Origin of the sequence: Paenibacillus sp. SAF-068, from assembly GCF_051967555.1 — a bacterium.
Classification (GTDB): domain Bacteria; phylum Bacillota; class Bacilli; order Paenibacillales; family Paenibacillaceae; genus Paenibacillus.
This window is the reverse complement of record NZ_JBQCJX010000001.1, coordinates 2943222-2958536: the sequence shown is the minus strand read 5'-3', so window position 1 is coordinate 2958536 and position 15315 is coordinate 2943222. Positions and strand designations below refer to the sequence as shown.

General features: G+C 47.5%; 14 protein-coding genes. 10 read left to right on the top strand and 4 right to left on the bottom strand.

Annotation, left to right across the window (positions count from 1 at the left end; translation table 11 throughout):
- Positions 1 to 2: 2 nt before the first annotated feature.
- The 5 genes from ACTHPG_RS12760 to ACTHPG_RS12740 are packed head-to-tail and all read left to right on the top strand — an operon-like array spanning position 3 to position 8125.
- A complete protein-coding gene (locus ACTHPG_RS12760) occupies positions 3 to 3755 on the top strand; it encodes a nitrate reductase subunit alpha (RefSeq protein ID WP_440389728.1) in 3753 nt (1250 codons plus the stop codon).
- Positions 3745 to 5214, top strand: coding sequence for a nitrate reductase subunit beta (gene narH / locus ACTHPG_RS12755; RefSeq protein ID WP_440389727.1), 1470 nt, complete (start codon positions 3745 to 3747; stop codon positions 5212 to 5214). The genes ACTHPG_RS12760 and narH overlap by 11 nt, the downstream gene beginning before the upstream one ends.
- 14 nt (positions 5215 to 5228) lie before the next feature.
- Complete coding sequence (gene narJ, locus ACTHPG_RS12750) at positions 5229 to 5891, top strand: nitrate reductase molybdenum cofactor assembly chaperone (protein ID WP_440389726.1); 663 nt, start codon at positions 5229 to 5231, stop codon at positions 5889 to 5891.
- On the top strand, positions 5888 to 6613 hold the full coding sequence (gene narI, locus ACTHPG_RS12745) for a respiratory nitrate reductase subunit gamma (protein ID WP_440389725.1): 726 nt from the start codon (positions 5888 to 5890) through the stop codon (positions 6611 to 6613). Before narJ ends, narI begins: the two co-directional genes overlap by 4 nt.
- The gene (locus ACTHPG_RS12740; protein WP_440389724.1) at positions 6614 to 8125 is read left to right on the top strand and encodes a nitrate/nitrite transporter; all 1512 of its coding nucleotides are present in this window, start codon (positions 6614 to 6616) and stop codon (positions 8123 to 8125) included.
- A 123-nt stretch (positions 8126 to 8248) separates the two neighbouring features.
- On the opposite strand, the gene ACTHPG_RS12735 is transcribed toward ACTHPG_RS12740, so the two are convergent.
- Complete coding sequence (locus ACTHPG_RS12735) at positions 8249 to 8950, bottom strand: Crp/Fnr family transcriptional regulator (protein ID WP_440389723.1); 702 nt, start codon at positions 8948 to 8950, stop codon at positions 8249 to 8251.
- 71 nt (positions 8951 to 9021) lie between these two features.
- On the opposite strand from ACTHPG_RS12735, the gene ACTHPG_RS12730 reads away from it, so the two are divergent.
- Positions 9022 to 9750 (top strand): YwiC-like family protein, encoded by a 729-nt coding sequence (locus tag ACTHPG_RS12730; protein WP_440389722.1) that lies wholly within the window; start codon positions 9022 to 9024, stop codon positions 9748 to 9750.
- Between the two features lie 138 nt (positions 9751 to 9888).
- Entirely contained in the window at positions 9889 to 10611 is a 723-nt protein-coding gene (locus ACTHPG_RS12725; protein WP_440389721.1) for a ZIP family metal transporter, read from the top strand.
- Positions 10612 to 10800: 189 nt separating this feature from the next.
- On the opposite strand, the gene ACTHPG_RS12720 is transcribed toward ACTHPG_RS12725, so the two are convergent.
- The 3 genes from ACTHPG_RS12720 to ACTHPG_RS12710 form a co-directional block, all read right to left on the bottom strand.
- Entirely contained in the window at positions 10801 to 11226 is a 426-nt protein-coding gene (locus ACTHPG_RS12720; protein WP_440389719.1) for a YlbF family regulator, read from the bottom strand.
- Positions 11227 to 11416: 190 nt separating this feature from the next.
- Positions 11417 to 12103: a Crp/Fnr family transcriptional regulator gene (locus ACTHPG_RS12715; RefSeq protein WP_440389718.1), complete on the bottom strand. Its 687-nt coding sequence runs from the start codon at positions 12101 to 12103 to the stop codon at positions 11417 to 11419.
- 57 nt (positions 12104 to 12160) lie between these two features.
- Positions 12161 to 13150, bottom strand: coding sequence for a multicopper oxidase domain-containing protein (locus ACTHPG_RS12710; protein WP_440389717.1), 990 nt, complete (start codon positions 13148 to 13150; stop codon positions 12161 to 12163).
- Between the two features lie 279 nt (positions 13151 to 13429).
- Between ACTHPG_RS12710 and ACTHPG_RS12705 the strand changes: the two genes are divergently transcribed.
- Genes ACTHPG_RS12705 through ACTHPG_RS12695 form a run of 3 tightly spaced genes read left to right on the top strand, consistent with a single transcriptional unit; the run spans position 13430 to position 15293 of the window.
- Positions 13430 to 14038, top strand: a complete 609-nt coding sequence (locus ACTHPG_RS12705) for a hypothetical protein (protein WP_440389716.1) — start codon at positions 13430 to 13432, stop codon at positions 14036 to 14038.
- A gap of 47 nt (positions 14039 to 14085) precedes the next feature.
- On the top strand, positions 14086 to 14736 hold the full coding sequence (locus ACTHPG_RS12700; protein WP_440389715.1) for a hypothetical protein: 651 nt from the start codon (positions 14086 to 14088) through the stop codon (positions 14734 to 14736).
- Complete coding sequence (locus ACTHPG_RS12695) at positions 14733 to 15293, top strand: hypothetical protein (RefSeq protein WP_440389714.1); 561 nt, start codon at positions 14733 to 14735, stop codon at positions 15291 to 15293. Before ACTHPG_RS12700 ends, ACTHPG_RS12695 begins: the two co-directional genes overlap by 4 nt.
- Positions 15294 to 15315: the final 22 nt, after the last annotated feature.

The following is a 15315-nucleotide window of genomic DNA, read 5'->3' as shown; positions in this document are numbered from 1 at the left end:
CAATGAGTAACAAAAACATGCCCTGGATGGGCAAACTCAAATATTTTGCCAAACGTGAAAAAAGCGCGGAGGGCTGGAGTGAAATGTCCCCGGTTAACCGGGATTGGGAAGATGTCTACCGCCGCCGCTGGCAGCACGACAAAGTCGTGCGTTCCACACACGGAGTCAATTGTACCGGATCATGCAGCTGGCAGATCTATGTGAAAGACGGCATTGTAACCTGGGAAACGCAGGCTACCGACTATCCTTCAACCGGACCGGATATGCCGGAATTTGAACCACGAGGTTGCCCACGTGGAGCGAGCTTCTCGTGGTATCTGTACAGCCCGCTGCGTGTCAAACATCCTTATGTACGTGGTGCGCTGCTGGACATGTGGCGTGATGCACTTCAGACGCATGGTGACCCCGTTCAAGCATGGTCTAGCATTGCGGATGATCCGGTCAAAGTAAAAAGATACAAATCGGTCCGGGGGAAAGGTGGATTAATTCGCGCGTCATGGGGTGAAGTGACACAGATTATCGCAGCTTCACTGATTCATACGATCAAAGAATACGGGCCTGACCGGATTATTGGTTTCTCTCCAATTCCGGCCATGTCGATGGTCAGTTATGCAGCAGGGTCACGCTTCCTGTCCCTGATGGGATCACCATTGCTCAGCTTCTATGACTGGTATGCGGATCTGCCGCCGGCTTCACCTCAGATCTGGGGCGATCAGACCGATGTGCCGGAGAGCAGCGACTGGTATAACTCCGGATACATTCTGGTATGGGGTTCCAATCTGCCAATGACGCGCACACCGGATGCCCATTTTCTGGCTGAAGCACGTTATCGGGGAACGAAAGTGGTATCGATCAGCCCGGATTATGCGGAATATGTGAAGTTTGCAGATACGTGGATGTCGGTAAAACAAGGAACGGACGGCGCTCTGGCAATGGCTATGGGCCATGTCATTCTGAAAGAATTTTATATTGAAAAGCCGACGGACTACTTCATGCAATATGTCAAACAGTATACGGACTTTCCAAATCTGCTGATTGTGGAAGAAAAGGACGGCGTATACACAGCAGGCAGATTTCTCGTTGGGGAAGACCTGGGTATGACGGGCAACAACATGGCTTGGAAAACACTTGTTTACGATGAAAACAGCGGAACCTATGCAATGCCAAAAGGAAGTTTGGGCTTCCGTTGGGGTGAAGAGGGCACATGGAATCTCAAAATGGAACAAGTGGAGTACGGTGAGCCGATTGATCCGAGATTATCCATGCTCGGCGTCCATCATGATCTGGTCACAATTCAACTGCCGTACTTTGATGATGAGGGGAAACATGTCATGCAGCGGCAGATTCCAGTACGTCAGATATGGTTAGGGGACAGATGGATTACAGTAACAGCGGTATATGATCTGGTACTTGCCAAATACGGAATTGAACGTGAGATGACGCGTTCTGCGGATTCAGCAGAAGTCGTCACGGGTGCGGAGCAGTTGAGTGTCCGTGTTAACCATGGAGACGACATCTTGCATGCATCACAGGTAAAACCATTCACTCCAGAGTGGCAAGAGAAAATCACTGGTGTGGACCAAGAGACCGTCGTACAGATTGCACGCGAGTTCGCGCAGAATGCGATCGATACCAAAGGTCGTTCCATGATCATCATGGGGGCCGGTATTAACCACTGGTATAACTCCGATGTCATTTACCGCGCCATTATCAATCTAATTCTGATGACTGGCTGTCAGGGTGTGAACGGTGGAGGTTGGGCCCATTATGTCGGTCAAGAAAAACTGCGTCCGGCTGAAGGCTGGCAGACGATTGCCTTTGCTCGTGACTGGACCGGACCTGCACGTCTGCAGAACGGAACATCCTTCTTCTACTTTGCAACAGATCAATGGAGATACGAGGAGACCCAAGTAGGAGAGTTGACCTCAGCACTTGAGGGGAAACCGCGGTTCCAGCATGTAGCTGATTATAATGTGATGGCTGCGCGTATGGGCTGGCTTCCATCCTATCCACAATTCAATCGTAACTCGATTAATCTGCATCAGGATGCGCTACAGGCCGGAGCAACGACGAAGGATGAGATCGGCGCGTATGTGGCCTCTGAATTGCAGAACAGAAATCTGAAGTTTTCGATCGAGCAACCGGATGATCCGGCGAACTTCCCGCGTGTGCTATTTGTCTGGAGAGCGAATCTGATCTCAAGTTCCGGTAAAGGACATGAGTATTTCCTGAAACATCTGCTCGGTGCAACGAATGGATTGCTGAACGATGATGATCATGGACTGCGCCCAGAGCATGTAGAGTGGGTGGATGAAGCACCGGAAGGCAAGCTGGACTTGATGATCAACATGGATTTCCGGATGGCAGGTACAGCCATGTACTCCGATATTGTACTGCCAGCAGCGACCTGGTATGAGAAAAGCGATCTAAGCAGTACGGATATGCACCCGTTCGTTCATCCATTCAACCCGGCAGTAGCCGCGCAATGGGAATCCCGTTCCGACTGGGATACCTTCAAGGAAATCGCACGTGTATTCTCCGAGATGGCTGCACAGCAATTCGATGGGCCACAGAAGGAGATCATTGCTACACCGCTCTTGCATGATTCACCGGATGAACTTGCTCAACCGTACGGAGAGATCAAGGACTGGAGCGCGGGAGAATGTGAAGCGATCCCGGGGAAAACGATGCCGCATATTCAGGTCGTGGAACGTGACTATGCTGCCGTATACAACAAAATGATCAGTCTGGGACCTGTTGTGAAGGACAAACCGATCGGTACCAAAGGCATATCCTGGCCTGCGAGTGAAGAGTACGAGAAGCTCAAGAGCATTCTCGGTGTGAACCGGAAGGAGGGTATTGGAAAAGGATGTCCGGATCTGAGCACAGACCGTAATGTTGCGGAGGCCATCCTGACCTTGTCTAGTACAACAAACGGCAAAATGGCTGTGCGTGCGTGGGAAGCGCTGGAACAGAAAACGGCACTGCATCTGAAAGATTTGGCTGAGGAACGGTCTGAGGAATGTTTTACATTTGATGAGATCACTTCCAAACCGAAAACGGTCATAACCTCGCCTGCATTCAGCGGATCGGAAAAAGGCGGACGACGTTATTCACCTTTCACCACCAATGTGGAGCGCCTGATTCCCTGGCGTACATTGACGGGCAGACAGCAGTTCTACATTGATCATGCGATGCTTCGCGAGTTCGGAGAGACATTAGCGACATTTAAACCTGTGCTGAAACATACACCCTTCCATCCAAACAGCAAACGTCCGATTGAAGGTGGCAAGGAGATTGTTCTGAATTACCTGACACCACATAACAAGTGGTCGATCCACAGTATGTACTATGATGCGCTGCCGATGCTGACTTTGTTCCGAGGTGGCCCGACAATCTGGATGAACCACGAAGATGCAGAAGAAGCGGGATTGGTCGACAACGACTGGATCGAATGTTTCAACCGGAACGGGGTAGTCGTTGCCAGAGCTGTAGTGACACACCGCATTCCTCGCGGCATGGCATTCATGTATCACGCGCAGGACCGTCACATTAATGTTCCGGGTACCAAAATATCACAGACACGCGGTGGTACGCATAACAGTCCGACACGTATTCATGTGAAGCCTACACATATGATCGGAGGTTATGCCCAGTTAAGTTATGGCTTCAACTACTATGGCCCGACAGGCAACCAGCGTGACCTCAACGTCATCATCAGAAAACTGCAGGAGGTGGATTGGCTTGAAGATTAAAGCACAAGTCAGTATGGTCATGAATCTGGACAAATGCATAGGGTGTCATACCTGTAGTGTAACGTGTAAAAACACCTGGACCAATCGTCCAGGTGCAGAATATATGTACTGGAACAACGTGGAGACCAAGCCAGGGGTCGGTTATCCGAAACAATGGGAGGATCAGGAGCGTTATCGCGGTGGCTGGGAGATGAAGAATGGCAAACTGGAATTGAAGTCCGGCACACGGGCAAGACGCTTGCTTAACATTTTCCATAATCCGGATCAGCCTACCATAGATGATTATTACGAGCCATGGACATACGAGTATGAGAAATTGACGAACAGTCCGGAGAAAAAACATCAGCCTGTAGCCAGACCGAAATCCCAGATCACGGGTGAATATATGAATCTGGAATGGGGACCTAACTGGGAGGATGATCTGGCTGGTGCGCATGTAACCGGGATGGAAGATCCCAACATGAAGGGTGTCGAAGATTCGATCAAGATGGATTTTGAACAGGTATTTATGATGTACTTGCCACGGATCTGTGAACATTGCCTCAACCCGGCCTGTGTGTCGTCCTGTCCTTCCGGAGCGATGTACAAACGGGAAGAAGACGGGATCGTACTGGTTGACCAAAATGCATGCCGCGCATGGAGATTCTGTGTATCGAGCTGCCCTTACAAAAAAGTCTATTTCAACTGGCAGACGAACAAAGCCGAGAAATGTACCCTATGTTTCCCACGGATTGAAGCGGGCCTGCCGACGATCTGTTCCGAAACCTGTGTGGGACGTATCCGTTATATCGGCCTGATGCTGTATGATGCAGACCGCGTTGAAGCCGCAGCTTCGGTTGAAAATGACCAGGATCTCTATGAATCCCAGATGGATATTTTCCTTGACCCGAATGACCCTGAGGTGGTTCGCGAAGCGCGCGAGGCTGGCATACCAGAGGATTGGATTATTGCAGCGCAGCAGTCCCCTATTTATAAAATGGTTATCGATTGGAAAATTGCGCTCCCGCTTCACCCGGAATATCGCACTATGCCAATGGTATGGTATATTCCGCCGCTTAGTCCGATTACCAATCGGGTAGAGGGACAGGGGAGTTCGCTGGAGGCCAACGACATCTTCCCGGCGATTGATAACATGCGTATTCCCGTGGAATATTTGGCCAATCTGCTCACGGCAGGAGATACGGATCGAATCCGTGAAGTACTGCGGAAGATGGCAGTTATGCGCATTCACATGCGTAATCAGCAGACGGGTAAGACCAGTGAATCGGCATTGCTGGAAAGAGTAGGCATGGATGCTCAGGAAGTGGAGGACATGTACCGCCTGCTCGCCATTGCGAAATACAACGACCGTTTTGTCATCCCGCCAGCTCATCGCGAGGAAGTGGAAGATCTCTTCAGCGAACAGGGTAGCTGCGGACTTGATTTTGCAGGTGGTCCAGGTTCTTGCGGGGTATTCTGATGGGAGAGGGGACAATGACAACGATGACGATTAATACCAATGAAGGAACAGGTCAGCCTCTGGTTTACGATACGGATACGAGAAGAATGGTCTGTAAACTGATCTCCTATCTGTTGCAATATCCTGATACAGAATGGAGAGAAGGACTGCAAGGTGTTAAGGAAGCGGCAGCGTCCATTTCGGATGAGACGGTGAACCAGATCCTGTTGACATTTGTCGATGAAGCACAGGCTGTCAGCTCGATTAAGTGGCAGGATTCTTATGTTCGTATATTTGATTTTGATAAAAAGTCCAACCTCTATCTCACGTATGCTCTCCATGGCGATGAACGCGATCGGGGCCCGGCTTTGATCGAATTGAAGCGCAGATACGAAGCTGCGGGATTTTATATGGAAGTAAGTGAATTGCCAGATTATCTGCCTATGGTGCTTGAATTTGTGGCTGAGGCTCCCGAGGAAGACGCCTTGGGTGTGCTCTCCAGTTGCCATAAGGCTCTGGTCACGATGACCCGAAGCATCACGGGACAGAACAGCCCATACGGACCATTGCTCAGCCTGATGTTACAGGTCATTCCTGAACCTCCAGCGCCTGATGTACCAGAACAAGAAGAAGCAGTGAACCAACAACCTGAAGATCTTATGCAGATTGCGGCTCAGATGAGGAGGGGGAATCGGTGAGTACACTGGAACTGCTGTTATGGGGCGCGCTCCCATATATGGTCATTGTTTTCTGTGTTACGGCGACGATCTGGAGATATGTGACGAATCCCTTCAGTTGGACGTCCAAATCCAGTGAGATGCTGGAGAAACGCATGTTAAAATGGGGCAGCTTACTCTTTCATATCGGAATATTCGCCGTAATCTGTGGACATATTGCCGGTTTGCTAGTCCCGGTGGAGTTCTATCGCTGGATCGGCCTGAGTGATGAAGGATATCATTTGATGGCTATTGCAGGAGGACTGCCTGCGGGGATCATTGCATTTGCAGGTGCAGTCATTTTGCTGGTTCGCCGTTATGTTGCTCGCAGAGTACGGGCAACGAGCAGCATCGGGGATTGGCTGGCACTTGCCATGTTGATCATTGTCATTGTCACCGGAATACTGGCGACCTCAGCCAATGCGGTGAATCACACGGGTTTCGACTATCGAACAACAATCAATCCGTGGCTGCGCGGTCTGATCGTATTCCAGCCTGATCCGGTTCTGATGCAGACAGTACCTATGAACTTCAAAGTACACATTCTGCTTACCTTTGTACTGTACTGCGTGTTTCCATTTACTCGTCTGGTTCACATGTTAAGTATGCCACTCGGTTATCTGAAACGCAGTTATGTATTGTATCGCAGAAGAGATGGAGCCGTGTATCCGAATCAGGAACAAAAAAAGGAAAGGGCGATGTAAATGCAACATAAAGGAAAGGTTCAATTGCCCTTGCAAACCGCCAGTCTGGTTCTCGGTTTCATGGTATGGGTTATCCTGTCATCTCTGATGCCATTTATTAAAGAGGATATTGCCCTTACGTCTTCCCAGCTAGCATGGGCAACAGCAATTCCCGTGTTGATCGGATCGATTGCCCGTATCCCAATTGGTTATTGGACGAATCGATATGGGGCACGTAATATTTTCATGATCAGTTTTGTATTGCTGCTGGCTCCTGTGTGGTGGATTAGCCGTGCGACGTCATTCAGTGATCTGGTTGTTGGTGGACTGTTCCTCGGCATTGGGGGAGCTGTCTTCTCCGTCGGTGTGACTTCACTGCCCAAATATTATCCGAAAGAGCGACATGGATTTGTTAACGGGATCTACGGGATTGGTAACCTGGGGACAGCACTGTCTGCATTCGGAGCCCCGCTGATCGCCAATCAAATGGGATGGTCTACGACGGTGCTGCTCTACAGTATTTTGCTATTGGGAATGGCAGCGCTGAATTTTGCTCTGGGGGACAAAAAGGAAACTCGTGTTAATGTTCCGCTCATGCAGCAACTGAAGGCCATATCACGCAACAATAAACTATGGTTGCTCTGCTTGTTTTATTTTCTGACCTTTGGCTCATTTGTGGCGTTTACTGTTTATTTGCCAAATTTCCTGGTCAGTCACTTCCAGATGGACAAAGTCGATGCAGGTATTCGTACGGCGGGATTCATTCTCGTTGCTACGATCATGCGACCTGTTGGAGGCTGGCTTGGAGATCGATTTAATCCGTTCAAAATATTAATGTTTGTCTTCGGCGGATTAACGATCGCAGCAATTGTATTATCCTTCGCGCCCTCATTCTATATCTATACCATTGGATGCCTGACTGTTGCATTATGCGCAGGGACGGGTAACGGGACCATTTTCAAATTAGTACCGATGTATTTCGTTAAACAACCAGGTGTAGCGAATGGCATGATCTCGGCTATGGGTGGTCTGGGCGGATTCTTCCCTCCGTTGATGTTGACTATGCTGTACAGCATGACGGGGCATTATGCCATTGGATTCATGGCTTTGTCTCAGATTGCGCTGGTCAGTCTGGTCCTTGTGATCTGGATGTTCTACCAAGAGAAGCTTCAGTTATCAGCCAGCATTCTGGAGAATACGATTGAAGCCATTCTGATTACGGATACGAACAGTGTGATTACTTCCGTGAATCCGGCCTTTACTGCAGTCACTGGTTATAGCGCTGAAGAGGCGGTTGGACAGAAGCCAAGTCTGCTGAAATCCGGTAAACAGGATAAACGTTTCTATGACCAATTGTGGTTGGAATTACGTGAAAAGGGATATTGGCAGGGCGAGATCTGGAATCGGAAGAAAAATGGAGAGGAATATCAGGAATGGCTGAGTATAACGGCAATCCGTAACGAAGCCGGCGAAGTCAAATATTATGCGGGCATGTTCAGTGACATGGGCAGGCCAGAGCTCACAATAGCCTGATACATGAATCGATTATTGTGCATACAGCAAGAGACCTTAACATTGATTGCAGGCGTTAAGGTCTCTTTTTGCACATAAGGGATGGTGTAAGGATATGAGGTGAGCACCAGTTAATAAGGATGATCACGCATCCCGTTGTTCCTTTAAGGCTTGTAAATCAAGAATGATAATCCGGCTGCGATCGACTTCGAGCAAATGCTCTTTCGTAAGCTGGTTTAGAAGGCGGTTCGCTGTTTCCCTGGTAGTTCCAATGGAATTGGCGAACTCCTGATGTGTCATTGGCAGGTTGATGATAATTTGGTCCCCATGTGTCTGTCCATGTTGCTCTGCGAGCATCAAGAGGAAGGAAAGTACGCGGTTGCGCACATCCTGACCAGAAAGTACCTGCAATTTATCCTGTAATTCTCGTATTTTGTCTCCGAGTACACGCATGATTTTGATCGCAATCGATGGTGTGCTCAGCATTAATCGTTCGAACAGTCTGACGGGTATGGCCAGTAGTTCGGTAGGGGTAATCGCTTCAGCGGTAGCCGGGTAGGGATGTGCGTTGAAAAAGCCGGTGTGTGGGAACATATCCCCTGTTTTGAGGAAAGAGACAATCTGTTCATGCCCGTTCTCATCTGTCTTGTATGCTTTTACAATGCCAGTACGAATGAAAAAAACAGCTTCTTTTTCGCTACCTTCGCTAAAAATAACCGTTTTCTTATGAATGCTTCTGGAAATGGCGATATCTTCGACCTGCTTTAATTCTTCTGGACTAAGGTCCTGAAAGATGGGGAACTGTTGTAGAAACTCCGCTGCTGAATCTTTGTTTACCCTGCTCATGAGAATCTTTCCTCTCTGTGTTCATATTTCTGAACTTCGTCATCATTCAATCCTAGGAGGTTAACTGTGAAGTGAAAACCAATACGCATTCAATCGTTATCCCTCATGAACATGGCGGCTGGGCCATGGTTAGTGTACCTTTTCTGGTAGGTATGATTGCAAGTGGACCGCATTGGCTGCATGTGCCTTTATTTGTAGCCTGGCTTGGATTATATTTAACGGCGTACCCCTTACTACAGTCTTTGAAAAAAAATGCCAATCGGCATCGTCTTTACAAATGGGCTGCAATCTACGGTTCAGTGGCTCTAATCTGTCTGATCCCACCCGTTCTCGGTCAGACCTCATTGTTATTCTTCGGCCCTGTGTTGTGCGGCCTGTTGCTCGTGAACATCTGGCATGTTAGACATAAAGTAGAACGCTCGCTTACCAATGACCTTTGTGCCATGCTGGTCTTCTCTCTAGGCGGTGCAGCCGCTTATCTCATTGGAGGTGGGCAGTGGGACCATGGAATGGCAATCGTAGTTTTGTTTTCTTTCTTACATTTTACAGGAAGTACGTTCTTTGTGAAATCGGTCTTTCGAGAGCGAACAAATAAGCGTTGGCAGATGCTAACGCGTTTGGTACATATCCTTATCATCATCATACCCATTGTGTTCGGATATCCATGGATGTCTTTGGCATATGTTTACTCCGCTGGGCGAACCTTCATCTATGCAGGCAGGACACTGCGCCCCATGAAGGTCGGTATCATCGAAATTATTGGAGCCGTGCAGTTCTTGCTCTGGTCTATTCTGTTGTAATCAGCATCATTTCATCATAGCGTGATTTTTGAACATGACAGGTGATATAGATCACAACGACACAGGATTGTTTTTGATTGGTCAGCCAAGGTTAATGGAATGATAGAACATAATTGAACTTGAGAGGGGTCGACCCGGATGTGGACTGCACTCATGTGGGGCGGCATCTCTGCCTCAGCGGTTGTTATAGGCGCACTCGCAGCATTGTTTATGAAGATACCTAAACGAGTCATTGGCTGGATCATGGCTTTTGGGACAGGTACATTAATCGGTGCAGCAACCTTTGAACTTCTCGGAGATGCGCTGAATGATGGAGGGATTATACCTACAGCCATTGGTTTTACGGCAGGTGCCGTCGTATATACCCTGTTTGACCTTCTTGTTTCCGCAAAGGGAGGGGCAGGGCGCAAACGCTCAGGAAGGTCAGAAGATGCGAATCAAAGCGGCCTCGGGATCTTTGCAGGCACGGTAATGGATGCGATACCGGAATCCATCATGCTTGGAGCCAGCTTACTGGCTGGCAACGGTGTCAGTGTGGTGCTGGTGGTATCGATCTTTGTCAGCAATATTCCTGAAGGTCTGTCCAGTACGGTTGGGCTACAGGGCAAGTACAGCCGTGGCAAAATCATATTGATGTGGCTGAGTGTACTGTTGATCTCTGCACTTGCAGCGCTGGGTGGATATCTGTTTCTGGAGCAGCTTCCAGAGGAGATGGGGGCAGCAATTGGCGCATTTGCAGGTGGCGGAATCATTGCGATGATCTGCTCGACGATGATGCCTGAAGCTTTTGAAGAGGGTGGGCCAGTTGTGGGTTTGATTGCATCCATGGGATTGCTTGTCTCGCTGTTGTTGGATCTGTAGAGGTCAGAATAAGCTTCCGATGCAGCTTTCTTCCAGAAAGCTTTAAGGCGCACGCTTCGCATCTTTAGCTTATTGCTGTCCTCTCCGTATTTCGTGTAAATACTAGTTGAATTTATACAAAAAGAGTATCCGAACAGAGTGATCTCTGATCGGGTACTCTTTTTTGATTATTTTATAGAAAGAATGATTTTAATGGTTGCCGGAACAGCTTCCTCCGCACCCACAAGCTTCCTTACCTAGTTCATTGGCCTCGGGCAGGCGGTTCAATTCCACGGATTTCGTAAAATAGTGACTGATCTGTTGATGCAGCTGACTGAACTCCCGTTGAGCATAGATAAACCGACGAATGAGGGGATGATCATAGAGTGCACGTTCTTCCTCTTCATAAACCTGGATTTCAGAAGCAAGCAATTCGATGTTCTGCCGTTCTTTTTCCTCCAGTGCTTGATGTTTCTCCATAAATTTCTCATACTGAGACGTAGCTTGCTCATCCGCAGCAAACTGATCAATCATGTCCCGCATCTCTTTGTAGCCTTCATCCTGCAGCAACAGTGAGCAGAGCTCCTGCATTTTGTGCATAATGATCTGTTTGTCCAATTTAACCACTGTATTCATCGCATAAACCTCCTGAAGATCTTTTCTTAACTGTAAACGGTAAAGCAAGGGTGCACTGTGACGATACTCACATCCAATGGAAAATATAATACTTGTCCCAAAGCTATATGAGTTGAACTAATCATTCATCAAATAACATCGGTGGGAGGGTTATTCTGTCATCGTAGTGTTAATGTAAACGATCTCTAGCTCAGTATGAAACCTTCTCCCTGAGCTGCTCCAATTGAAGAATAAGGATGCAGTTCCCTGTAACCTGAAGCAATCCTTGAGTCTGCATTATGGCAAGTTTGCGACTAAGTGTTTCGGGTGTAATCCCGAGCAGCAGAGCCATATCTTTTTTGGAAACAGGCAAGCGGATCTCATGCTTTGCATGATTCCGGTTGTGGAAGAACAAAAGCAGCTTGGCAATCTTCTGTTCCGTTGTCATCGCACTGAGCGAGCTGTTCCATTCATCGGTTTCACGGAGAAGATTGGAAATGGCAAGCAGGAAATGGTAAGCAAGCTTCGGATCATGTTCAAGTAACTGGTCAAAGTCATGCTTGCTGATGGAGCAGATGGCCGAAGGCTCCAGAACTTCGGCGTTCGCGGCATGTGGTTGTTGATGTAACAGGGAATCTTGTCCGAAGAAATCGCCGGGAAACAGAAACCGGATAATATGTTCCTTGCCATTTTCATTGTATTTGGATAACTTCACACATCCCTGGTGAACCACGTGAAGCGTATCTGAGCGTTCGCCCTCCTGTACGACAACTTCACCTTTGTTATATTTGCGAGTATGCAAAAGGGAGGTCAGCAATGCAGCCTCGGAAGGATCAAGATGCTGGAACAGAGATACTTTGGAGAAACAGGCATCCTTCGCATCATGCGCACAGATCATTATTTCATCACCTCGAAATTGTTCAGAATGGGTAAAACCATTATCTATTGTCATGTCTTAGTGAGACATTGCGGTTCCACCGTGATCCGTACCATCCTGGGTCACACGGAGAACAGCGGAAGCTCCTTTGGCTACATGATTGAACTGATGGGTTACAATTGCATAATCGCCTTCTTCGGTTACGGTGAACTCTACGACAGCTCCGCCACTTGCGGGAAGCATAACCGTCTGTATGCCATACTGGATGTTGCGTGGATTCCCGTCGGTGTACACACGGTCCATAATTGTACCCACAATGTGGAAGGATGAGACTTCATTGGGTCCGGCATTGCTGACATAGATTCGCACCGTATCTCCTACTTTGGCTAGGAGGGGATGTTTGGTCAATCCATAATCATTGCCGTTAAATACGACATAATCCGGTTCTCCGTTTAAAAATGCTTCGTAATCATGCTCTTTATACCATTCACTCTGAACCAGGGTGTACTCCCGATCAACCAAGTGATCGGAAGGGTATCCAGCCTTGGGCTCCACAATAATCATGCCGTACATCCCGTTCGCGATATGGGCAAGCACCGGTCTGGTTCCACAGTGATACATGAATACACCAGGCGAGGAGGTTGGATAGGTGAACGTGCCTTCCTCACCTGGCATAACATCAATAAACTTGCTGCTGGGTGCGGCATGTACAGCGTGAAAATCCATGGAGTGAGGCAAGCTGGAATCTTTATTTTTTAACGTGAATACCAGTGTATCTCCCTCAGTCACTCGTAGAACAGGTCCAGGAACGGTACCATTAAATGTCCAAGCGTTGTAGATCACACCTTCGGAGATTTCGACATCTGTAACCTGCGCCGTCATTTCAATATATACCGTAGTACCTTCTCTCCGAATGATCGGGTCCACCGGGGCTTGGCTGACAGCAGAAGGAGAAACTTCATTGTGATGAACAGGTTTGGCCGGGGCCGTTGAACTACAGTGAGAGAGCGTTGCTGTGAATATGGCGATGACGAGAGAGTATTTATATACATTCAGTAAGGAAAACATGGTTGCACGACCTTTACTCAAGTGATGTTTTTCACAATCTAAAAACCAGGTATTCTTTCAAATCCGTATTTATTTAGTTATAGATTACGTTATTAAAGCAGTAGCTGGTGTGATGCGGCACACACTTGGGTATGTCTTAATCGAGCAGGTTTCAACAATCTGCCTTCAATTCTTGTACTGAGGAACGGAGTTTCATATAATTTTAGAGAGATGGATTGGTAAATGTTACGTATTTTCAGGCTGTGTATGTCGTAATTACAGAAGGTAGGTGGATATGGAATGAAACGTTTCGAAGATGAAGGTGCGTATAAGTACAGTTTCTATTCGGTACTTCGTCGGGGTGGTCAGGTTGATGTGAAATGTCCAAAATGCGGTGGACACGCATCTATTGAAAAGCGGAAAGATCAACTGGGATGGAAGTGTTTCGATTGTTACGCTCAAGCTCTTGAAGAACCAGTATATCAATATAACGCCAAAGGGAATTGTGCTGTATGTGAACGTTGGTTTAACGTGGAGGTCACAGACGAGAAGAAGACGTCTCACCGATCATCGCATGTGGAATGTCCGCATTGTGGTTCTGTTAATCAGGTTGAATTACATGCCAAGCCGATATACGGAAGGTGTTTTTCCGAGATTCGAGCAGGGAAAGATCCTGTATTCGGGTTGGAGCTATACTTCCTGGATGAGTTCAGAGGAAAAATAATATGGGCAGTGAACCGGGAGCACTTAAATTATCTCATCGCTTATGTTTCGGCAGATCTGCGTGAAAAACCTGGAAATATGCCTTTAAAAACAGCTTCACATAGTATCCCGGCTTATATTAAGGATGCGAAGAACAGGGATATGGTTGTACGTACACTGTCGAAGCTTCAGCACAAGACTGGATGAGAGTGAAAGCGAAGATGAAGCGTTAAAGCTGCAAGGGAGAGTAAAACATGAAACTACGATTTAAATTAACTATTTTTGCAATCATTCTGGGTATGTTGATGATTCCGGCTTATTTTATTTTACAGACTTATGGCATATTTCAAAAACAGACAGTCTTATCTGACTATGCTCTCGCCGTTGATGTGAATGGGGAGTCTTATGGGGCTTGGCCGCTTGTTAACAGTTTTGCAGCGATGGATAAACAGGAGGATCACCGTCAGTTTTATTACCGGATCGACATGAGTCATCTCCAATATCTGTTTAATCTGGCCTATCGGGAGTATGAAGTGAAACCCGGTGGGGACAATCCATATCTGGATGGTACTGTAAACTATCAACATACGGACCACAACTACGTGCAGACCGAGAAACAGTATGAGAACGCCAATGACTTCTCAACGGTTTTGAATCTGTATGATCAGGATGGGCAGGTGATTTATTCCTACGATAACACTGGCAAGGGAGATAAACAGCTCGTAGAATCTATTATTCATCAGGGAATGAGTCGTACCAGTGGGAGTGGCAGCGAAGCTGCTCGCGATCCTTATATCAATATTACGGCGTTATTTCGCGACAAGTTAAACATCGATGTGAAACTGACAGTGGATGAGGAACACAAAGTGGTAACCATTCGAATGAACAAATCGGAGGCGAGATGATGAATGAGTATGGTGTGCAACACGGACCTGCTTATCTGGAAGGTTTGACAAGAAAAGACGAGGACATAAATTCCGAGGAAGTGGAGTGGAAAGGCAAACTTCAAACGAGTGATGGTCATGACAAATTCCATATTTTTTATTATGGTGACTTAATGGAAGATGATCTGATTACCTGGCATGATTCGACACCGCTTCTTGTATATGCGGAGCATACCGTCACAGGTGAACGTTATCTGCTCATTGATGCCGCCAAGCACGGATATGATGCCATGTTATGTGAGACCTATCTAGAAGAAACACTACGTGAAAGACCTCTTCGCCCTTATCTGGATGTTGAAGGAGAGGACATCTTTGAGGTGGAATTAACGGCCTATTACAATGTGCCTTGGGATGAAGAGTTCGGCGAAGATGTAGATGAAAATGGTGCATATGAACTGATTACGGGAGAGCACATGCATTTTGATCAGGTCAAGCGTGATGGATATGATGCCTTCGCCATTCGTATTCTGAATCGTAAAGGGGTATGGACTGACATTGTACAGGAAGAACTGGCTTAGATCTGATTAAGAATGAACCAAA